Annotated in this window: 18 protein-coding genes and 1 tRNA gene; 10 read left to right on the forward strand and 9 right to left on the reverse strand. The window is 39.6% G+C overall.

Annotation, left to right across the window (positions count from 1 at the left end; all coding sequences use genetic code 11):
* Nucleotide 1 precedes the first annotated feature (1 nt).
* Nucleotides 2-364, reverse strand: a complete 363-nt coding sequence (locus FRX97_RS01480) for a response regulator transcription factor (RefSeq protein ID WP_147012647.1) — start codon at nt 362-364, stop codon at nt 2-4.
* Nucleotides 365-493: 129 nt separating this feature from the next.
* On the opposite strand from FRX97_RS01480, the gene FRX97_RS01485 reads away from it, so the two are divergent.
* Genes FRX97_RS01485 through FRX97_RS01505 form a run of 5 tightly spaced genes read left to right on the forward strand, consistent with a single transcriptional unit; the run spans nt 494 to nt 4,738 of the window.
* The gene (locus tag FRX97_RS01485) at nt 494-1,027 is read left to right on the forward strand and encodes an AAA family ATPase (protein WP_147012649.1); all 534 of its coding nucleotides are present in this window, start codon (nt 494-496) and stop codon (nt 1,025-1,027) included.
* Nucleotides 991-2,064: an ABC transporter substrate-binding protein gene (locus tag FRX97_RS01490; protein ID WP_170226978.1), complete on the forward strand. Its 1,074-nt coding sequence runs from the start codon at nt 991-993 to the stop codon at nt 2,062-2,064. The genes FRX97_RS01485 and FRX97_RS01490 overlap by 37 nt, the downstream gene beginning before the upstream one ends.
* 37 nt (nt 2,065-2,101) lie before the next feature.
* Entirely contained in the window at nt 2,102-3,049 is a 948-nt protein-coding gene (locus tag FRX97_RS01495) for a FecCD family ABC transporter permease (RefSeq protein WP_223266540.1), read from the forward strand.
* A complete protein-coding gene (locus FRX97_RS01500; protein ID WP_147012655.1) occupies nt 3,046-3,969 on the forward strand; it encodes an ABC transporter ATP-binding protein in 924 nt (307 codons plus the stop codon). Before FRX97_RS01495 ends, FRX97_RS01500 begins: the two co-directional genes overlap by 4 nt.
* 4 nt (nt 3,970-3,973) lie before the next feature.
* Nucleotides 3,974-4,738, forward strand: coding sequence for an NAD(P)-binding domain-containing protein (locus FRX97_RS01505; protein WP_147012657.1), 765 nt, complete (start codon nt 3,974-3,976; stop codon nt 4,736-4,738).
* Nucleotides 4,739-4,777: 39 nt separating this feature from the next.
* Here FRX97_RS01505 and FRX97_RS01510 read toward each other — a convergent pair.
* The 7 genes from FRX97_RS01510 to FRX97_RS01540 all read right to left on the reverse strand — a co-directional run bounded on the left by FRX97_RS01510 (nt 4,778) and on the right by FRX97_RS01540 (nt 10,209).
* A tRNA-Ala gene (locus FRX97_RS01510) sits at nt 4,778-4,851 on the reverse strand.
* 27 nt (nt 4,852-4,878) lie between these two features.
* Nucleotides 4,879-5,850: a hypothetical protein gene (locus FRX97_RS01515; protein WP_170226980.1), complete on the reverse strand. Its 972-nt coding sequence runs from the start codon at nt 5,848-5,850 to the stop codon at nt 4,879-4,881.
* The gene (locus tag FRX97_RS01520; RefSeq protein WP_147012661.1) at nt 5,810-6,736 is read right to left on the reverse strand and encodes a hypothetical protein; all 927 of its coding nucleotides are present in this window, start codon (nt 6,734-6,736) and stop codon (nt 5,810-5,812) included. The genes FRX97_RS01515 and FRX97_RS01520 overlap by 41 nt, the downstream gene beginning before the upstream one ends.
* A 14-nt stretch (nt 6,737-6,750) precedes the next feature.
* Nucleotides 6,751-7,797 (reverse strand): response regulator, encoded by a 1,047-nt coding sequence (locus tag FRX97_RS01525; RefSeq protein ID WP_147012663.1) that lies wholly within the window; start codon nt 7,795-7,797, stop codon nt 6,751-6,753.
* On the reverse strand, nt 7,775-9,316 hold the full coding sequence (locus FRX97_RS01530; protein WP_147012665.1) for a sensor histidine kinase: 1,542 nt from the start codon (nt 9,314-9,316) through the stop codon (nt 7,775-7,777). The genes FRX97_RS01525 and FRX97_RS01530 overlap by 23 nt, the downstream gene beginning before the upstream one ends.
* Before the next feature lie 23 nt (nt 9,317-9,339).
* On the reverse strand, nt 9,340-9,888 hold the full coding sequence (locus FRX97_RS01535) for a cysteine dioxygenase (RefSeq protein WP_147012667.1): 549 nt from the start codon (nt 9,886-9,888) through the stop codon (nt 9,340-9,342).
* 9 nt (nt 9,889-9,897) lie between these two features.
* On the reverse strand, nt 9,898-10,209 hold the full coding sequence (locus tag FRX97_RS01540) for a hypothetical protein (RefSeq protein ID WP_147012669.1): 312 nt from the start codon (nt 10,207-10,209) through the stop codon (nt 9,898-9,900).
* Between the two features lie 111 nt (nt 10,210-10,320).
* Here FRX97_RS01540 and FRX97_RS01545 point away from each other — a divergent pair, with 111 nt between their 5' ends.
* Genes FRX97_RS01545 through FRX97_RS01560 form a run of 4 tightly spaced genes read left to right on the forward strand, consistent with a single transcriptional unit; the run spans nt 10,321 to nt 16,702 of the window.
* Nucleotides 10,321-12,225 (forward strand): M1 family aminopeptidase, encoded by a 1,905-nt coding sequence (locus tag FRX97_RS01545; RefSeq protein ID WP_147012671.1) that lies wholly within the window; start codon nt 10,321-10,323, stop codon nt 12,223-12,225.
* Nucleotides 12,226-12,277: 52 nt separating this feature from the next.
* Nucleotides 12,278-15,718, forward strand: a complete 3,441-nt coding sequence (gene ileS, locus FRX97_RS01550) for an isoleucine--tRNA ligase (protein WP_147012673.1) — start codon at nt 12,278-12,280, stop codon at nt 15,716-15,718.
* 1 nt (nt 15,719) lies between these two features.
* Complete coding sequence (locus tag FRX97_RS01555; RefSeq protein WP_147012675.1) at nt 15,720-16,100, forward strand: TraR/DksA family transcriptional regulator; 381 nt, start codon at nt 15,720-15,722, stop codon at nt 16,098-16,100.
* 2 nt (nt 16,101-16,102) lie between these two features.
* Nucleotides 16,103-16,702, forward strand: coding sequence for a lipoprotein signal peptidase (locus FRX97_RS01560; RefSeq protein WP_147012677.1), 600 nt, complete (start codon nt 16,103-16,105; stop codon nt 16,700-16,702).
* On the opposite strand, the gene FRX97_RS01565 is transcribed toward FRX97_RS01560, so the two are convergent.
* Nucleotides 16,699-17,688 (reverse strand): aspartate-semialdehyde dehydrogenase, encoded by a 990-nt coding sequence (locus tag FRX97_RS01565; RefSeq protein ID WP_147012679.1) that lies wholly within the window; start codon nt 17,686-17,688, stop codon nt 16,699-16,701. The genes FRX97_RS01560 and FRX97_RS01565 overlap by 4 nt on opposite strands.
* Before the next feature lie 26 nt (nt 17,689-17,714).
* Between FRX97_RS01565 and FRX97_RS01570 the strand changes: the two genes are divergently transcribed.
* Nucleotides 17,715-20,951 (forward strand): lamin tail domain-containing protein, encoded by a 3,237-nt coding sequence (locus FRX97_RS01570; protein ID WP_147012681.1) that lies wholly within the window; start codon nt 17,715-17,717, stop codon nt 20,949-20,951.
* Nucleotides 20,952-21,127: the final 176 nt, after the last annotated feature.

A 21,127-nucleotide genomic window follows, 5' to 3' on the forward strand; every position in this document is an offset into this window, starting at 1 on the left:
GTTATTGCGCTATTTTTCTAATCCTAACCAACAATTCGTTGGGACTAAATGGTTTTGTCATGAAGTCGTCCGCTCCAATTTCAAATGCTTGAAGAACAGTGTCTTCCTGCCCCAATGCGGTAAGCATTATTACGGGAATATCCTTTGTGCTGGGGTTGTTTTTTATTCTTTCCAACAACTCCATTCCAGTAACGAATGGCATAATGATGTCTGCCAAAACTAAATCGTACTTATTTCGCTGGATTAACTCCCATGCATCCCGACCATTTTCGGCGGTGTCTACTTCATGACCTTCTTTTGATAACTTAAAAGACAAACTTTTAAGCATCATTCTTTCGTCTTCTGCAACTAATATTTTTGCCATTGTATTACGATGAGGAACTAAGATATTTTCTATCAACAGTAAATCTACATTTTAAACAACATATTATTCACATCTTGCGGGGGAAAACCCCATAATTTGATATACATCATTTAACACCTTGGTTATGATATGCTTAGAATCATAATTACCGGGCCTCCGGGCTCTGGGAAAACTAGCATAATATCCAGACTTAGTTCACTTGGATACCCAGTTCTGCCGGAAGCCGCACGAATCATTATTCAACAAGAGATGAAAAACCCAGACAGCCAAGCCCTGCCCTGGAAGAATAATGATCTGTTTAGTGAAAAAGTCAAGAATTATATCCTAAATCAGAATGCTCAAAATGAAGTCTGTTTTACCGACCGCTGCATCCCAGACGTAATCGCGTACCTAAAAAACTCGGGAAGTAACCAGGTTCAGCCATACATAAATTCCCTTGAAGCTTTAGATTTACACCCTGAAGTAATTTTTTGTCCTTTTTGGGATGAAATTTACGCTTCGGACCCAGAGCGAAAGGAAAGTAAACAGGAAGCCAAAAAAATGGAAACCCTGCTAAGAAAAACCTACGAGGAACTGGGCTTTAAAATTATTGAGTTACCCAAATTTGAGGTAAATAAACGATGCGAATGGATCTTAAATCGTTACAAAAATTTCTTTTTCTAGGGATTTGCACTTTTGTTATTGCTTGTGCTCCAAAACAGCCCGATAATACCCAAGTAGGCGAGCTATTTAATCCAAAATATGCCAATTTTTTCAGGGTGATTACAAGGGGTAGCGATACACTACTTCTAAGCATTAACCCTAATAACAAAAGGGATATTGACACGGTAAAAGTAAATAGCATCCACAATTTTGCATGTCTGAGTGCGACGCATACCGCCTTTATAGATGTTCTGGATGCAATTGAAAATATAAGAGCCGTTGATTTTTGCCGATTTCACGCCAGTAGGGCTCTAAAAAACAGTTGTAAGCACGGAGATATAATAGAACTCGGACAAATAAGCTCGATAGGAGCAGAGAAAATTCTGGAAAGTGGTGTTTCCATTGTTACCATTTCAGGTTTTGACGATTTACCTGGATGGGCGGAAAAATCAAAGAAATTAAATATTTCCCCCACGCGCGTTTGGGAGTGGAAAGAGGAACACCCTCTTGGTAAGGCTGAATGGCTAATCGCCTTTGGATATCTCACTGGCAAAGAGAATAAAGCACTACAAATTTTCAAAAAAGAGGAAGAAGATTATAAGCGTATATCAGACCCCTCTCCAGACCAAAAAACTTATATTTTTTCTGGAAATGCATATCAGGGTATTTGGTATTGTCCGAATACTGATAGTTATTTAAATAAGGTTTTTAGAAAAACAGGGTTAACCCTTACGCTAGATAGTTTATCAGGAACTGCAAGCTCGCCTATAAGTGCCGAACAAGCTTTTACAGCACTCAATAATTCACAAAAATGGATTTATCATGGCTCTTGTAAAACTTTTGATTGTTTGTTATCAGAAGAGCCTCGTTTACAATATTTAAATAAGGATATTCAATCCGAAATTTGGGCGCCGAACAAGCTTTTAGCGGAAGATGGATCCAATGCTTTCTGGGAACTTAGCACGGTATATCCATCAAGATTATTAGAGGATTTTGTAGCAATAAAATCTGGGTTGGAGCCAAAACATTTTTATATCAACATTGGAAAAACTCATTAGAAAGAATATATATTTCATTTTATCCCTTCTATTAATTGTGGGGATTTGGGCGCACCTAAGTTCTGGCTTGTTTGGCATTGGATTGGAGGACATACTTAGTCCGGAAAAAATTTCTCCCCAAAAGCTGCTGGTATTCAAACAATTTCGCCTTCCAAAAATTATGGCAGCGGTATTATCGGGTTCCGCAATAGCCACTTGTGGTGTACTCATGCAATCCTATTTCAGAAATGCCCTTGCAGGTCCCTTTGTTTTGGGTGTGAGTTCGGGAGCAAGTTTAGGCGTAGCTGTATTTATCATGGGGGCAGGAGCAATAGGTCTTGGCTCTACATACTTTTCTCACATCGGACTTATCGGGTCGGCAATGCTAGGTTCCGCAGTAGTAATGTCTATCATTTTACTTGCAGCAAGACGAATTCAGAGTTCAACAAATCTATTAATTGTCGGATTAATGTGGGCCAGCTTTACATCTGCAATGGTGAGCATATTAGAATATTTTTCTGGTGGTTCAGAAATAAAATATTTCCTGGTCTGGAGTATGGGAAGCCTGCTTAACGTTCAGTTAGAAGATTTAAAAATTTTACTCCCCATCATTGCTGTTGGTCTGGGAACTGCACTTTTAAATGCCAAAAAACTCGATGCTCTTCTGCTAGGTAAAAACTATGCGATTTCGCTTGGAATAAACTTTCAAAGAACGAGCTTCTTAATTCTCGCCACTACCTGTTTGTTGGCGGGGATAATAACCGCCTATGTTGGGCCCCTCGCTTTTGTCGGATTGGCTATTCCTCATTTTTGCCGACTTATTTTGAACACCAATGTTCACCAAAAGCTTTTGCGCTTGGCAATTGTTTTTGGGGCAGTTTTTATGGTTTGGTGCCAATGGGTGGCCGAAAATGCGATATCCGATATTGTTCTACCCATAAATGTTATAACCTCGTTGATTGGAGCTCCTGTGGTAATTAGTATCATTAAAAGGTCTGGAAAATGATTAAAACCCAAGATTTACTTTTTGGCTACCCACAGCGCAGTTTTGGCCCCATTAATATTGCGATCGCCCCAGGAGAACTCACTCTTTTAATTGGAAAAAATGGGATAGGTAAATCTACCTTAATCAAAACCCTTTTGGGATTAATTCCAAGTTTGCAAGGGGTAATTAAAATTAACAAACTAAGCCTAAATGCCACTTCCCTTGCCGAACGAAGTCAGTTAATTTCGTACGTGGCTTCATCCAACCCCGCTGTGCCCCATTTAACGGTAAAAGACTTAATTGGTATTCAACCTTTACATCACAAGTTGGATGAAAATAAGATTGACGAATATTTAGAATTACTGAAGATTTCTAAATTTAAGAATCGTTATGTGGACACCCTCAGTGATGGGGAACTTCAAAAGGTTTATTTAGCTCGGGCCCTAGCCCAATCTACCAAATACATTGTGCTCGACGAACCCGCAGCACACCTAGATGTAAATGCACGTCTTGAAACCTTTATAATTTTGAAAAAGCTTGCCGAAAAAGAAGGGAAGGGCATTATGTGTAGTACTCACGACCTAGAGCTCGGTTTAAAAATAGCAGATAGGATTGTTTTACTAACCGAAGATGGCGCATATCAAGATATTCCCGAAGAGTTGGCATTAAATGGATTGCTTTCTAAAACTTTTAATTCCGGGGAAATCGCATTTAACAAGCTATCCGGAAACTTTGAATTTTGCCTCGAGTCTCATAAATCGATAAGATATTTTGCCGACAATAATTTAATGGAGTACTGGGTGGTAAATGCTTTAAGGCGCAAGGGCATTAACTGCATTAAAGTGGAAAAAGGTGAGGAGGCATTGCTAATTTCTGAAAATGAGTTAGTTCTGAACACTAAAAAATATACCTCCATAGAAGATTTGATAAATAACCTTTAGGGATATGGCTACCATTTTAATTATAGGTTGTGGGTGGCTTGGAAGATCATTAGCAAGTTCACTAAAACTAAATGGTTGCTCCGTGCTTTGCACAACCAGATCTATAGAAAGATGTGTTGAGTTAAGCCAAGATGGACTTGATGTTTTCCAGTACAGCTTAGGTGAAAAATTCCAATCCAAACAATTAGCAAATATTGGAACCGTGGTTATAGCTGTTCCACCCTCGAAGGACTCCGATTACCTTCAAAACCTTAGTGAAACAACGGAATACCTGAGGGAAAAAAGAATCATTTTGGCAAGTAGTACCAGCGCCTATCCCAGCTCTGGCGAATTTAGCGAAGATTGCAGTATTAAGACACCTAGCAATCCCACAGTATTTAAGGCAGAGCAAATAGTGAAGCGGGTTGCGAAGCACTTGTTAGTTATTCGCTTTGGAGGTTTATACAACACAACTACCCGACACCCAGGTAATTGGATGAAAAACAAATCTGAAATTTCAGATGGATGGGTAAATATGATTACCGAAGAAGATGCGGTTGGAGTAATCGAATATTTTATTTCCAGCAAACCAAATGAAACAGGGTTGTATAATGCTGTTGAGCCGGGTAAAATTAAAAAGAGTGAATTCTACACATTGGCATGCAGGCATTTAGGAATTCCTACTCCTAGGTTTAAAGTGATAAATGAGAGTAAGTGGATTTCGAGTGAAAAACTTCGTAAAGTAGGGTATACCTTTAAGTATTCTCACCCTACAGAAGTGTTTAAATAAAAAACCCACCCCCGAAAACCGAGGATGGGAAAAAAAATGTGGAGAATATCGGAGTCGAACCGATGACCTTTTGACTGCCAGTCAAACGCTCTAGCCAACTGAGCTAATCCCCCAATTGGCGACAAATGTATAATTTTCTTTTAATCTTCTACCCTATAAATAATTGTTGGCAGTTGATTGAAATATGTTTTTTCAGCTAAATATTTCTCTCCAAACACATCATTAAGGAAACCGTCTTCTTTGACCACCATATAGATAAAATCTGCTCGGTAGTTCTCAGCCAAGTTGCTTAATTGCTGACCGATATCCTCTATACCATTAAGGGTTTGATATGTAAAGTTAGCGTTGGGGTATAACTCTTTATAAAATGGCATCAAGTCTCTATCTGCTGCGGTTATTCTTGAGGGCTGTAGAATGTTTCGCTCCGAGATGTGAGCCACATGAATCGTGGTTCCAAAAGCTAGAGAACATCCAACCACGGTATCTATCCGAGTTATATTTTCTATCTCCTGAATATCGGAAATATAAATTACATTTTTCGGTTTGCTAAGTTTACGACCAAGGGGAAGGGTGAAGACCGGGATATTGCTTAATTTCTGTGTAGTTTGTACGGTTGTATGACCATGGTAAACGTTTTCTACATTGCTTGCTCCCGTGGTGCCTAGGCAAACCATGGGTCTTTCTTCGCCGAGCTTAAACTCATTAATAATTTCGAAAAGCTCTCCGTTTTTACTCAACACCTCTATTTCTACTGCAGTGGAACCCAAATGTTTCTCCAGAACTTTTAATTCTTCCTCCAGCCCTTCCTCCGAAAGCTGAAAAAGTATGTCTTTAACGGTTACTAGGGAGCCAATACTTATACTGGGCACGCTGTAGGCGTTAAGTAATATAATCTTCTTAAGTGCTGGTAAAAATGTATTTACAGCATTAATCATAGCAGATCTGGCCCCTTCCGAAAAGTCGGTAGCGACTATAAGCGTGCTTGGTAAATATTCATTCTGGAGTTTCCTCTCGGTACTCTTGGATGAACCTAAGTTTTTAAAAACGTCTGTAAATGCCATAGTTCTTTTCTTAAGCAAGTTGCCCATAGGCTTGTATGCTTCCGCCCCCATTTCTACTCAAATTTTTTATTACACTAATTGCACAATTTTTCTTCTCACACAGGGAAAACAAGCTATTTAAGCCTTCGTGATAGTTGGGAATATATTTTTGTTCCAACTCCAAAATCAAAGATTTCAAACCCCTTTTTGAGACTAAACTCTTTATTGTGGATATTGGAACGGAGGTAATCACTTGTTCATATCTATCGAACTTAAAGCCCAATGCACGTTCGGCTTTTTTCTTTTTCACATCGAAATTTTCAAAATCCTCTCTACCGCGCTCACTATTGATATGGACAAAACTTTTGTTATTGTGATTAAAGACCGTTCGCAATTCATCATGCCCAAAAAATGGACTGCTGTGATTGCTGATGAAACAAGCGCTGTTTACCAGTTCATCTGTAAGGTTGATAATAGACCAACTAGCTTCCTCATTTAATTCGTACAGAGATTGATTGGAGTAAAAGTACCCCGAGGCACCTACCTTACCTGTAATGCCATTAAACACTACATCTGCTTGATATTTTATAGCTATGCTGTTTAACTCGCTAAATGAGCTAACCACTCCTGCAAAATCAACTGCGTAATTCTCTAAGAAATTTGCTCTGAGGAATTGGGCCAACTGTCGATGCAAAATTGCATTTTGATATTGCCTTTCGATCAAGTTAATCTCCTCTGTATTCGAAAATCCGTTTTGAGGAACATAACACAGCACCAGCTCATTACTCAGCAGGTGCAAATTTTTGAGTGCATTACTCAAAAATTTCAACCCAAGAGGGGTGTGATTATATGGTACAATTCCTGTAAACATAAAACGGCCATCAATTGTATACAAAGATACTTTGATGGCCGCCTGAAGTGGGTGAGGGGAGTCATCGCAGACCGTGACTCCTCTCAAAAGATCACCTATTTTTAAACGAAACGATAGATATCATCGAATCTCTCGGGCTTAATCACTCGAATTTCTCGTCCGTTGATTTCGATTATCCCTTCTTCCTTAAAGTCGGATAATACCCTAATTAATGTTTCGGTTGCCGTTCCAGCCAAGTGGGCCAAATCGTCTCTGGCAACAGAGATTATATTATGGTCTTGCTTAGAAAGGAAGTTCTTAATGGAGTCGGCTACTCTTTCTCTTACCGAAGAATAAGCCAATTTTAATAGTCTCGCCTCCTTTTCCGCAAGGTTGTTACTCAACAATTTGATAAAGAGATTAGCTATATCTCTATGTTGCTTCATTAGGTCTAGAAACTGCGTTCTTCCAATGATTGCAATTTCCGTTTCCTCCAGTGCCGTCGCAGTATCTGGATAAGGTTCTCCTTCAATAATAGAGGTATACCCAAAATAATCGTTTGGTGCGGCTAAAGTGGTTATAAGCTCCTTACCGGTTTCGCTTATTCTCCAAAGCTTAACCTTTCCTTTGTAAATAAAGAACAGATTATTGCTGCTATCACCTTCGCGATAAATATCCTCCTTTGCCTTAAAAGTTTTGTGCGTGGTATTTTCCTTTAACTCCTGTAAGGCCTCTTTACCTCTAACATCGTGAACAAGATTTTCCAGTGCTTCTACTCCCTCACCACGAATTTGGTATTGCTCGTGCTTTTTCAAACGTGTTTCTACTGCATTCAGCAGTTCCATTTCTTCAAATGGCTTGGTGAGATAATCGTCCGCCCCAAGGTTCATTCCCTTTCTGATATCACTTTTATCCGCCTTGGCAGACAAATAAATGAAAGGAATATTTGCCGTTTCGGGGTTTTTGCTCAACATATATAAAACGCCGTATCCATCGAGACCTGGCATCATAATATCACAAAGTATAAGGTCTGGACTAACGTCCTTTGCCTTTTTAACCCCCTCATAACCATCGGATGCAGGAATAACATCATAACTGGCTAATTCTAATACCTCACAAATATTTTCCCTTACATCTGGGTTATCCTCAATGACTAATATTTTCTTCATTTTTAAATTTTTTGGGGAATTGAACAGTAAAGGTAGTTCCTTCTTGTTCTCTGCTAAAAAAAGAAATTTTTCCGTGTATTAGGTCAACATATCTTTTTACAATGTTGAGACCTAGACCTGTGCCTTGTAAATTAAATGCGTTTTTGGCTCTAAAAAACCTTTCGAATAATTGTGCTTGTTCCTCCTCAGGAATTCCAATTCCATAGTCTTGAACCTCAAGAAAAACCCTATTCCTAATTTCCCAAACCTTAACCATAATTTCCTGGTTTTCGTGAGAATACTTTATGGCGTTGGTAAGTAAATTGATAATCACATTTCTAAGAATATTTGGATCTTGAAATACCGGTTGATCATCTGGCAATACCAACTGAAACTCTTGACCATCTTTAAGGTGCTCCTCTAGATCGTCAACCATATTGCGCACCAATTGACTGAAGTTGAATTTACTTGGGTGCAATTCTACTTTACCTTCTTCCAGCTTATCGATCGATAAAAAGTCGTTTAGGATAGAAGTTAAATTCTTTACGGAAGAGGCTATCTTTTGTCCATGCTTTTTGATTTTTTCCGCCCCATTTGGGTGGTCCAAATACCTGAGCATCAAATTTATAGAGGATAGTATAGTACTTAGCGGTGTTCTGAATTCATGTGACGCCATACTCACAAAGCGAGATTTTAACTCATTGAGTTGACGCTCTTTTTCAAATGCCCTTTTTATTTCCTTTTCTGCCCTTTTTTGTTGCGTGTTGTTTATTTCAACAAGCAGAATCCGATCAATTGCACCGGTTGCCGACTCTAATCCAGAGGCGTTTAAAATGTAGTGGTTATCCTTATGAGAAATTTCGAAGGTTTGATTCTTGCCATCAAGAACCCCTTGGAGTTTCTCCTTAATTTCGTCGTGGAGCCCAAGCGGCAATCGATCTAGATAATTGGTCCCCACCAACTTTTCACTGGTAATTCCCATGCGGTAAAGCTCCTTACCCTCTGCGAATAGATAGTTGAAGTCTCGATCGAAAACACTGATAACACCGTTGGGAAAGTTTCGAGATACTATTCGGTACAATTCTTCGCTAGAACCAAGCGCTTTGTTTTTACGATCTAAAATTGGGGCAGCAATCCCACCATTGTGATTTTTATTATTAGACCTTGAACTAATATCTTTTAATGTTATTAGGAAATTACTCTCACCTTCATCACGGAGTAAATTAAACCCAGCAATTACAGGATACTGCTCCGATTCTTCGTTTAGTACAAATAGTTCTTGTCTTAACTCTGCATCCCGGTTACCGGAAATCAAGCTTTTTAGAATGGACCCAACAAGGATTCTCTGTGATCTTATAAAAAGTCGCTGTACTTTGAGAGAGTCAAAGTATTTCTTGTCGAAGCCCAAATAATTTATGGCAGCTTCGTTTACCTCAAGAATCTCACCCCCTTCATTACATAGAAATGCAGGGTTTGTATTTTGGTGAAACAAGAATTTGCTGAGGTCGGTGGTTAGCAAATTGTGTTTTAACAGCGACAAAGTATTAAGTTCAATAGCCCAATTTACAATTTTATCGGTTCTAAGTACGATTCAGGCCGTTGATTATACCACGTATCAACTAATTTGAACTCACTAGTACTTTCGTCGTACACACGCCAAGTTTTAACAGGTTTCGAATATAGGCAAAGACAAACAGACCTTGTTTCATAAACATTGTAATACCGATGGATACCTACCTGTCCACTAATGAAAGTGAAATCTCCTGGAAGTAGATTTACCGAACTTAATTTTTCCAATTTTTTGACCTGAGGGTGGAGTCGAAACTTTTCCTCCCTCATCTTACCAGAAAGAACTGTTATCCATGCCTCGTTTGAATGATAATCGTGGATTGGAGACTTTTGCCCCTTTTCAAAACAAACCACAATTAATTCAAACAACTCGTTTTCATAAACGCTATTTCGGGTATAATTATCTTCACTCCAACTATAAAACTGCTCCAGTTCCGATGTATTTAACTCCATTCTTTTCAATGTATCCAGATAACAACTGCTATCAAGACTACATGAATTCAGTTCCCTAACTAGGTCTGCTAATGATTTAATTTTATTCATAACTCTTTTTTAAAATGTAAAAAACACACTTTTAACTACACGAAGGGAGTTTGCAAACCAGGATATTGCCCTAGCCCTGGGCTTATCATATTCTGGTATATTGGCCACATTTTTGCCATTAACCGTATGCAGGAATAAATGGCGTTGTTTGGGCGCAGACTGATTACTTGCTATGGTTAAGTGACCATCTTCTATAATCAAGTCGAAATCTTCCGGCCTGCTATTATCATCTCCCACCTTGATGTAAAAGGAATTTTTTGTTTGATGAATAATAACTGGGAATGATACCAAGTCTGATATGTTTTGCCTAGAATTTTCCATAGCCTTTAGATTTTATCCCCCTACCTATCAAAAATGCCCATTTCAGAAAATATAACATGTGACCACTCTCACGTGGACCAATGAGTGACCTCAAGGTGGTATATTTAGCGCATGAAATTTATCGGGATATTTCTCTTTGCCCTCTTTCTGTCTATTTTCTATGTTGGTAAAGCCCAAGTGCAGCCCGAATCGTACTGTAGCCATTTAATGGACTCTGATTTTACCCAAGGGCGTTCAATACATAAATCTAACCACGGAAACTACACCATTTCTAAAGTGCTGGCCCATTTAAAAACGGATGTATACACCGGCTACCTTGATGCCACTGTAACCCTTTCCATAAAAGCGAAAAAATCGGGCAATTTGGCTTTCGATTTACACAACAATAACCAAGTTGAGTATGTTCTCTATGACGGTGATACTGTGCCCTTTACCCACCTAGCCGACAAATTGTCCCTAAACAAAATCATATCAAATAATGGAAACCACCAGGTTACTATTAAATATGAAGGAAACCCAAGCACATTAGGGAGCCGATCTTACCAACTGCAACATCACAATGGCGTACCCGTTTTATCCACCCTTTCTGAACCATATGGCGCAAAGGATTGGTTGCCGACCCTACAGCAACTGAACTACAAAACCGATACTTTAGAACTGAATCTAACCTTTCTAAAAGAGTTTAAAAGTGCTGCCAACGGCTTGTTACAAAGCCGGGTGGAAGATGGGCAATGGGCCACTGAAAAGTGGGTCCATTATTATCCCATCAATTTTTATTTAGTCGCTTTTTCCATTTCAAATTATGAGGAATACAATTACACCCTAAATCTTAGGGAAGGTGACTTGTTCTTTCAAAATTTTGTTTACCCAGAAAACATAGACTTTGAGCGCAAACGAATTGATACTACAGCTGCTTTAATGCATTATTTCGATTCCCTGTTTACTCCATATCCATACATGAATGAAAAATATGGACATGCCGAATGGGAATGGGGAGGAGGAATGGAGCATCAAACCATGAGCTTTATGGGCAGCTTCTCATTTGATTTAATTGCCCATGAGTTGGCACATCAATGGTTTGGAAACCTTGTAACCTGTGGATCTTGGCAAGACATTTGGATTAACGAAGGATTTGCCACTTACCTAAACGCCCTTGGGCACGAGCGTTTTTCGAATGAAGAAGGCTTTCGGGCTTGGTTAAAACTATTGAAGGACAACGCCATGCGAAAACCGCAACTTAGTGTTTTCGCCTACGATACCAACAACGTATCTCAACTTTTTGATTACTCCACCACATACGCTAAAGGCGCATTTGTTCTACATATGCTGCGAAAACGAGTTGGAGATGATATTTTCTTTGAAGGGTTGCGCAATTTTTTAACCAATTACAAAACCAAGGGGTTTGCAACAACCACAGATTTGCAAAAGGAGATTGAAAATGCATCCAATCTGGATTTAAATGATTTTTTCCAGCAATGGATTTACCTTCCTTCTTACCCTGTAGTAAACTATGGCTGGGATGGAACAAACAACCAAATACTACTAAGTCTTACCCAGCGATCTAAAATTGATGATGGTACTATTTTCAACTTACACATACCCGTAAAATTAAAGGGTACAGAACGCGACACTACCATCGTAGTTAACTTGGTGCAAAGCGAGCAAAAATTTTTGTTATCCGCAGATTTTTTAATCGATGATGTAGATATCGACCCAGAAAACGAGGTTTTAATGGAGACCAAACTAGTGGGTGCCCCTAGTTTATATTCATCAAACTTCATTGATGTGCTTCCCAATCCTGCCCACTCGAAATTAGTAGTACTAAGCAGATCTCGATCTTACTTAATTGAAAATCTGGGCCTATTTAAAATGGATGGAGAACAGGTGCTTAGCATGGATTATCCGAATGCACAGCGATTTGTTGAAATTGACTTAAACGATTTTTCTCCAGGTGTATATATCCTGAGAACTTGGTACAAAGGAACGGAACGAAATGCTCGTGTAATTATTAAATAATTGGTTTGCATCAACTTAGTATCTTTGCGGACTTTCAAACCAAGGTGCAGACATGGCAAAGTCTTTCAAGGAATACGATCAACTTAATTTACCCAAAATAGCAGATGAGGTTTTAGCGTACTGGAAAAGCTCCAATACCTTTAAGAAATCTGAGCGCAAGGATGAGGACAAAACCCCATTTGTATTTTACGAGGGACCTCCATCCGCAAACGGTTTACCGGGAATTCACCATGTACTATCTCGTAGTATCAAAGACATTTTTTGCCGTTACAAAACCTTAAAAGGATATAGCGTAAATCGCAAAGCAGGTTGGGACACCCATGGTTTACCTGTGGAACTTGGGGTGGAAAAGGAATTGGGTATTACCAAGGAAGACATTGGTAGTAAAATTACCATAGACGAATACAACGAAGCCTGTAAAAAGGCCGTAATGAAATACACGGACGTTTGGGGCGACCTAACCGAAAAAATGGGGTATTGGGTAGATATGGATCAGCCATACATAACCTACAAGCCCAAATACATGGAGTCGGTTTGGTGGTTATTGAAACAAATTTATTCTAAAGACCTTCTTTACAAAGGCTATACAATTCAGCCTTACTCCCCTAAAGCGGGAACCGGATTAAGTTCTCATGAGCTTAACCAACCTGGATGTTACAAAAACGTAAAGGACTCTACTATTGTAGCCCAGTTTAAGTTGGTAGACACCGATAAGATTGGGTTTGATAATGTTCATTTTCTAGCCTGGACGACAACTCCTTGGACGCTGCCATCGAATACCGCATTAACGGTAGGACCGAAAATTAAATACGTATTGGTGGACACCTACAACCAATACACCAACGAAAACGTAAAGCTAATTCTTGCCGAAGCGCTGGTAAACAAGAACTTTGGGAAAAAGTATTTCGATAGTGAAAGCTTGGATTACAATCCAGAAAAGGACAAAAAAATCCCGTACAAAATTCTTAAAACCTTTACTGGTGCGGAGTTAGTTGGATTAAAATACGAGCAATTACTTCCCTACGCCCTTCCCTACCAAAATCCTGAAAAAGCTTTTAGAATAATAGAAGGAGACTTTGTTACTACCGAAGATGGTACGGGTATTGTTCATACCGCGCCAACCTTTGGTGCCGACGATGCTCGTGTTGCTGAAAAAGCTGGGGTTCCGCCAATGTTAATTCTTAACGAAAACGGAAATCTAGTTCCGCTGGTGGACCTTAGAGGAAAATTTGTTGACCAAATTTCTGATGAAACCTTTGGTTTAGGAGGTGAATACGTTAAAGCTGAATACCTAACAGAAGAGGAGTTAGCCACCGAATTTGAAAAGCAGAAGGAAGCTCTTAAATCGATAATCCCCAACCTTAAGAATTACCTTTCGGTTGATGAAAGAATTGGCCTAAAACTAAAATTAGAAGGCAAGGCCTTTAAAATTGAAAAGTACGAACATAGTTACCCTCATTGCTGGAGAACAGATAAGCCCGTACTGTACTATCCTCTAGATTCTTGGTTCATAAAAACTACTGCTGTAAAAGACCGGTTAATTAACCTTAATAAGGAAATAAACTGGAAGCCTGAAAGCACAGGAACTGGTCGTTTTGGAAACTGGTTAGAGAATCTAAATGATTGGAATTTATCCAGAAGTAGATTTTGGGGAATTCCTATCCCTATTTGGAGATCTGAAGACGGCAAGGAAATCAAATGTATTGGGTCTGTAGAGGAGCTTACTCAGGAAATAGAGAAGTCTATTGCGGCAGGAGTAATGAAAACGAACCCGTTTGAAGGATTTGTACCAAACGACTTTTCAGAGGAGAACTACGACAAGATAGACCTACATAAGCACATTGTAGACGAAATCGTATTGGTTTCGGATTCAGGTGATAAGCTGTTTAGAGAAAAGGATTTGATAGATGTTTGGTTCGACTCAGGATCTATGCCTTATGCCCAACTGCATTATCCATTTGAAAACAAGGACTTGGTTGACCAACAAAAGGCATTTCCTGCAGATTTTATAGCGGAAGGAGTAGATCAAACAAGAGGTTGGTTTTTTACCCTGCATGTAATTGGTGCCTTGTGTTTTGACTCGGTAGCATATAAAAACGTTGTTTCCAATGGGCTTGTACTGGACAAAAACGGACAAAAAATGTCCAAGCGTCTTGGCAATGCAGTAGACCCGTTTAAAACGTTATCTCAATATGGGCCTGACGCCACCCGCTGGTATATGATTACCAATGCTCAGCCTTGGGATAACTTAAAGTTTGACGAAGAAGGTATCGTTGAGATTCAAAGGAAATTCTTTAGAGCACTGCACAATTGTTATTCCTTTTTTGCACTATATGCCAACGTAGATGGATTTTCTAAGGATGAAACAATAGTTCCACTTCAGAATCGTCCAGAAATAGATAGATGGATTATCTCCAAACTTAATAGCCTTTGCAAACAAGTAGATGCTGCGTTTGAAGCTTATGAGCCTACCAAAGCAGGAAGGTTAATCCAAGAGTTTGTGGTAAATGATCTAAGTAACTGGTATGTTCGCCTTTGCAGAAAACGTTTTTGGAGAGGAGATTACACCGAGGATAAGATAGCAGCTTACCAAACCCTAATGCACTGTTTAGAGGTGGTAGCTGTACTTTCTAGTCCTATTGCACCATTTTACATGGACCAATTATTTAGAAACCTCAACCCCGGTGCAGAGTCGGTACACCTTCAGGATATGCCGATTGCAAAAGCGGGAGAAATAGATGAGGATTTAGAAGAGAGAATGGGTCTAGCTCAGAAAATCTGTTCTATCATCCTGTCCATCCGAAAACAAGAAAATATTAGGGTTAGACAGCCGCTATTAAAGGCTATGGTTCCAGTAATGGACAACAAGGTGGAAAACCAAATAAAGGCGGTTGAGGACCTTATTTTGGCCGAAGTAAACCTTAAACAACTTGAGTTAATTAAGGATGATTCGGTTTTTGTTAAAACCATAAAGCCCAACTTCAAAAAATTGGGGCCCATCTTCGGAAAACAAATGAAAGCCGCCGCGGGTATTATAAGCGCTTTCAATCAGGATGCCATTAACGCTCTAGAAAAAAGTGGGGAAGCTACTATTGAAATAGAGGGAGCAAATCATAAAATCACCACCGAAGACGTTGAAATATCTACTAAGGATATCCCTGGTTGGAGAGTAGCTTCGGAGGGTGGAATTACTGTTGCCTTGGATTTAGAAATTTCGGAGGAATTAAAGCGCGAGGGAATAGCAAGAGAACTCGTAAATAGAATACAAAATTTTAGAAAGGAAAAAGGCTTAGAAGTAACCGACCGAATTATGGTTAAAATCCAAGAACACGGAGACTTAGCAGCGGCGGTTAATGCCAATAAAGACTACATTTGCAGCGAAGTTTTGGCTGATGAATTAGAGCTTGTAAGCCAGCTTAATTCTGAAACTTCGATGAACATTGAGATTGAAGAAGGCTTTGAAACTCGTTTAGAATTAGAAAAAACCAATTAGAATGGCTGAATTAGTAAGATATTCCGACGAAGAGTTATCAGAATTCAAGGAGCTAATCCTTAAAAAATTAGAAGAAGCTAAAATTGATCTAAAGCTTCTAAAGGAACAGCTATCCAACAATAATAATGGAACCGACGACACTTCTCCATCTTTTAAAATGATGGAAGACGGTTCGGACAGCCTTAGTCGTGAAGAGATGGCTCAATTAGCAGTTCGCCAAGAGAAGTTTATTAAAAACTTAAACGCGGCACTAATAAGAATTGAAAACAAAACGTACGGAATATGCCGTGCTACCGGTAAATTAATCCGTAAAGAAAGATTGAGATTGGTGCCCCACGCCACCTTAAGCATAGATGCTAAAAACAATATGCAGGGTAACTAGGGGTGAGATTATCTATCATAATAATTTCAGCTGTATTACTTGTTGACCAGATTTCGAAATTCTGGATCAAACTAAGTATGCATTACGGGGAGAGCATCTCTGTATTTGGTGATTGGTTTTACATCCATTTTATCGAAAATCCTGGAATGGCATTTGGATTGGCATTTGGGGGTACTATTGGAAAAGTACTCCTAACGCTATTCCGCTTTGCCGCTATCATTGCTATTGGATATTACCTATTTAAAAAGGCCATTAAACTACCAAGCAAAGGCTTTATTATAGCCATATCCCTAATTTTTGCAGGGGCCTTAGGAAATTTGATTGACAGCCTATTTTATGGTGTAATATTCTCGGCATCATCGCCCTACAACGTTGCCGAATTTCTCCCTGAAGCAGGGGGGTATGGAAAATTTCTTCAGGGAAAGGTTGTTGATATGCTTTATTTCCCAATTGTGGAAGGCCATTGGCCAAATTGGGTTCCCTTTGTAGGTGGGGATTACATGGTATTCTTCAGACCTATATTTAACATCGCCGACACCGCTATCTCTGTTGGCGTCGGGATGCTAATATTATTTCAGAAAAAATATCTAACTACGAATTAAACGAGTTTATTCTCGATTAGATGTTGTGCAATTTGCACTGCGTTGGTTGCCGCTCCTTTTCTAAGGTTATCTGCTACAATCCAAAGGTTTAATGTATTGTCGGTAGTAAAGTCTCTTCTTATTCTTCCTACAAACACATCGTTTTTACCCTGAGCTGCATTTGGCGTAGGATATGCGTTTACCTCAGTATTATCCTGTACCTGAACTCCTTTAGTTTCCGCCAATAATTTGCGCACTGCAGGAATTTCAAAGGCTTTGTCAACTGATATGTTCACGCTTTCGGAGTGACCTCCAACAACTGGCACACGAACTGCTGTTGCAGTTACCCTAACCTGTTCGTCTCCAAGGATTTTTACAGTTTCGTTCACCAATTTCATTTCCTCTTTGGTGTATCCATTTTCCATAAAAACATCGCAGTGAGGAATACAGTTACGGTGAATTGCATAAGGATATACCATGTCCCCTTTTTCACCGCGCTCTTCTCTTTCTAATTGCTGAACGGCTTTTACACCTGTACCTGTTACCGACTGGTAGGTAGAGATTACAACTCTATTTACACCAAATTCCCTGTGAATTGGGCTTAATACCATTACCAGCTGAATAGTTGAACAGTTTGGATTGGCAATAATTTTATCGCTTTTGGTAAGCGTTGATCCGTTAATTTCTGGAACCACTAATTTAACATTGGGGTCCATTCTCCAAGCAGAAGAGTTATCAATTACCGTAACTCCCATTTCTGCAAATCTTGGCGCCCATTGCTGCGACAAAGCTCCACCAGCACTAAACAAGGCTATGTCTGGCTTTAATGAAAGAGCTTGCTCTATTCCTATAACTGAGTAGGATTTACCCTTAAACTCTACCTTTTTTCCAAAAGAGCTTTCCGATGCCACTGGGATTAACTCAGTAACAGGAATTTTAAACTCCTCTAGAACTTTAACCATCTCACATCCCACCATTCCGGTGGCTCCAACTACCGCTATTTTCATATCTTATATAAAGAAACGTTCCTAACATGAAAAATTACCTGCCACTAATTTTTCTATCGCTTTTTTCGCTAAGCACCGTAAATGCTCAGTTTTACGACGATTTTAGTGATGGAAATTTTACATCCAACCCGTCTTGGGCTGGCGAAAATACAAAATTCAATGTCCAAAACGGACGCTTGTATTTAAATGCCCCAGCAGAACGGTCAACAGCCAATCTATATCTATCTAGTTCTGTTTCAGACTCCCTGCTGTTTCATGGAGTCTTTGGTTTCGATTTTAACCCCTCATCTAGCAACAACTGCACGGTGCACCTTCTGGCAGATCATCATAAGCCCGAATCCATGATAAATACACTGTATATGGAAATTGGTTCTAGCGCCGATGACATTAAGTTGAAAACTAAAAGTAATGAGGAGCATTTGACCCTATTGCAATCGAAGGCGGATATCCTAGACTCCAGTGTAGTCCATATTTCTATCGATATATCTCTTGTTGGAGGTCTCCTATCCATGACCATACGAAATGCTCTGAATGAGGTGTTAATGGACGATACTATTGATTTTAATCTCGATTTCCAACCATGGTTTTTTGTCCTAGAGCCCAATTACACCTCAACTCGATCTGATAAATTTTGGTTCGATAACTTAAGTCTATCCGGCCTCAGGGAACAGATAGCCCCAAAAGTAGACTCGGCAATAGCTCGTGGGTTAAATAGCATAGCCCTTTTCCTGAGTGAAGAAGTCTCTCACGATTACGATAAAAGCGAATTTAATGTAGAAGGAAGGGTACCCGACTCCATAGTTGGTGAGGCCGATAGCATCCTTTTATTCTGGACTGCTTCCTTCGCCAATAATTCAACCCAACTTTTATCCTATCCCTCCTTTTCGGATAAGTTGGGAAATTCATCCTTGTCCAGTTCCCTACCCATTCATTTTCTGGTTGGATTTTCACCAAAGCCTCTGGAGCTAATCATCTCGGAATTAATGATAGACCCCTCTCCATCAGTTGGTCTGCCAGAGACCGAATACATTGAGCTGTTTAATACATCGAACCAATACATTTCGAGCGACAGCTTTACTTTGTATCTCAATGAGAAAGTTATTCCCCTCCCCCATTTTCTGATTGCGCCAGAAACATACCTTCTTCTAATACCTCCAGGGGAAACAACACTGGACTCCATTTCGAACGCAGTAAGAACCAATTCCACTTTTCAATTACCCAACCAAAGTGCTGTAGTAAGTATTATTCACCACCAGGATATGGTGGATTCTCTTGCATATAACGCTAATTGGTTTCTACCGGTTGAGAAAAATAATGGTGGGTGGAGTTTAGAAATCATAAACCCTGGAGGAAAATGCCTTGGCTCCAATAACTACCGATTTTCAGAAAGCGAAGTAGGTGGAACCCCGGGTATGGAAAACTCCATTTTCGAGCCCAATTTTATGGGTCCTAAAAATCGTGTGGAAAAGGTGGTTGTTACTTCGAATTCGATTAGAATACACTTAAATTTTGAGGTAGATAGCACTACCCTTAGCACGGGTACCATTAACCTACTTAATAGGCAGGTAAAAGAGGTAACGATTTTATCCAAAAGCATTGAACTTCAAATGCAAAAGGCATATTCAGCTGGAGAGCAAGACCAAATTATTATTGCTGGTTTCGAAAACTGTATGGGGCAAAAGCTAGACACTACAATGTCCATCTTCTGGGCCCCCTCACCATCCAGTGGCGAGATTATTATTAGCGAAATAATGTTCGATCCAAGCCCAAACATTTATCTGGAAGAAACCGAATATTTAGAGCTCCTAAATCCCAGTTTATTTCCAATAAACCTTTATGGAACGGCAATTCTTGGTGATACAATTTGGGAGAACCTGCTACTGGAACCTGGGAGTACTTTAGTCCTGCATTCCAATCAAAACCCACCCCCGTTGGAAGGGTTATTTGCCCGAGCCATGAACTGGTCTCCCATCCTTTTAACGAACAGCGGCAAAGAGATCTATATATCCAATAACATAGGCGACACCTTATTTGCACTCTCCTACTCACCCTCAATGCATAGCACTGTTGATGCCGTAGAAGGAGGAGTAAGTCTTGAATTGAGACAATCCCAACTGGTCTGCCTTCAGGCGGAATCCAACTGGATGTCAAGCGCCAATTACAGAGGGGGAAGCCCAGGAGAATTTAGGGAACAACTGATAAAAGAAAACAAAAAGGACCTGGCCCTTAAGTTTATTGAAAGAACCGAAGAAGGGATACAACTCCATTTTTCAAAAGCTATTAATCCAAATAAGGTCATTTTTCACGAAGAGCAACCATGGTTGGTAATCAACAGCCTATCCCCAGAAAACCTCCAGCTAGCCGGTAATGTGGAGACCAACATAAACATCACCGTATTTTCATGCGAGGATGATAAACCGCTACACATTTATAAGGTGATTGAAAATATCTCGGATGGAGAGGGATTGATTATTAATGAAGTCCTATTCAATTCTACCAAAGACGAATGCCCTGAATACATAGAGTTGTACAACAATGGCAATTTATCTGTAGACCTTAGCGGCATCGCAATAGAATTCAACGGTTCTGGAAAATTTCTTCCGCTTTCTGAGCAAAGCATTTACCTAGAACCCGACTCATTTTTTATCATTAGCAATTGGGGAAAAGACTACGCTTCCTGTTTCCCAAATTACAATCCGCTTGCGTTTTTAATGCCGTGGAATCATCCACAGCTGAATAATAGCGAGGGATCCATTTCGCTATACTCTTTAACTAACAACGAACTAATAGATAGGCTAGAGTATAATGCGGACATGCATTTTTCAGGACTATCGGATGTAAGCAACGTTGCTTTGGAAAGGATCAACCCCAACATTGCACAAAATCCAAACAACTGGACTTCCGCTGGAAGTCTAAATAACTTTGGAACACCCGGACGCTTAAACTCTCAATATTTAGCTGAAAGTTCTGGAATTCAGGTTAAAATCACTCCAGAGGTTATTTCCCCCAATGGTGATGGAATGGATGATATTGTCGCCATTGAACTCGAAAATGGATCAGATTTAGTTAGCATTGAAATATACAATGCGCAAGGCATCAGAAAAACCCAATTAACGAATAACCGATTATTGGGAAGTAAAGCTGTCCTTTACTGGGATGGAACCGATGATAATGGAGTACGAGTAAATTCGGGTATTTACCTTGTGGCAATTCGCAGCGCTGGTAGCCAAAAAAGTCAATTCGCCAGCATAACCGTTCACTAAGCGAAAATATAATTTGGAAAATGGGAGGTGATTTAGAATAAATCAACATTGATGCGGCCATTAGTAAAAATACACCAGCTTTTTTCTCGAACAATTATACTATTTCATTAGAAATTTGGCTAATTAATAAGGATGGCAGAACAAAGCTCCCTTTAATTCGCAAACCTTTTCCTTCC

It is taken from the genome of Luteibaculum oceani (assembly GCF_007995015.1).
Classification (GTDB): domain Bacteria; phylum Bacteroidota; class Bacteroidia; order Flavobacteriales_D; family Luteibaculaceae; genus Luteibaculum; species Luteibaculum oceani.

Bases quoted from the DNA above. Each gene is read 5' to 3' on its own strand.
- FRX97_RS01525 (WP_147012663.1), bottom strand. From the start codon at position 7,797: ATGAAGAAAATATTAGTCATTGAGGATAACCCAGATGTAAGGGAAAAT.
- FRX97_RS01570 (WP_147012681.1), top strand. From the start codon at position 17,715: ATGAAAAATTACCTGCCACTAATTTTTCTATCGCTTTTTTCGCTAAGC.
- FRX97_RS01535 (WP_147012667.1), bottom strand. From the start codon at position 9,888: ATGAATAAAATTAAATCATTAGCAGACCTAGTTAGGGAACTGAATTCA.
- FRX97_RS01515 (WP_170226980.1), bottom strand. From the start codon at position 5,850: ATGGGGGCGGAAGCATACAAGCCTATGGGCAACTTGCTTAAGAAAAGA.
- FRX97_RS01505 (WP_147012657.1), top strand. From the start codon at position 3,974: ATGGCTACCATTTTAATTATAGGTTGTGGGTGGCTTGGAAGATCATTA.
- ileS (WP_147012673.1), top strand. From the start codon at position 12,278: ATGGCAAAGTCTTTCAAGGAATACGATCAACTTAATTTACCCAAAATA.
- FRX97_RS01480 (WP_147012647.1), bottom strand. From the start codon at position 364: ATGGCAAAAATATTAGTTGCAGAAGACGAAAGAATGATGCTTAAAAGT.
- FRX97_RS01490 (WP_170226978.1), top strand. From the start codon at position 991: ATGGATCTTAAATCGTTACAAAAATTTCTTTTTCTAGGGATTTGCACT.
- FRX97_RS01545 (WP_147012671.1), top strand. From the start codon at position 10,321: ATGAAATTTATCGGGATATTTCTCTTTGCCCTCTTTCTGTCTATTTTC.
- FRX97_RS01485 (WP_147012649.1), top strand. From the start codon at position 494: ATGCTTAGAATCATAATTACCGGGCCTCCGGGCTCTGGGAAAACTAGC.
- FRX97_RS01555 (WP_147012675.1), top strand. From the start codon at position 15,720: ATGGCTGAATTAGTAAGATATTCCGACGAAGAGTTATCAGAATTCAAG.
- FRX97_RS01500 (WP_147012655.1), top strand. From the start codon at position 3,046: ATGATTAAAACCCAAGATTTACTTTTTGGCTACCCACAGCGCAGTTTT.
- FRX97_RS01565 (WP_147012679.1), bottom strand. From the start codon at position 17,688: ATGAAAATAGCGGTAGTTGGAGCCACCGGAATGGTGGGATGTGAGATG.
- FRX97_RS01540 (WP_147012669.1), bottom strand. From the start codon at position 10,209: ATGGAAAATTCTAGGCAAAACATATCAGACTTGGTATCATTCCCAGTT.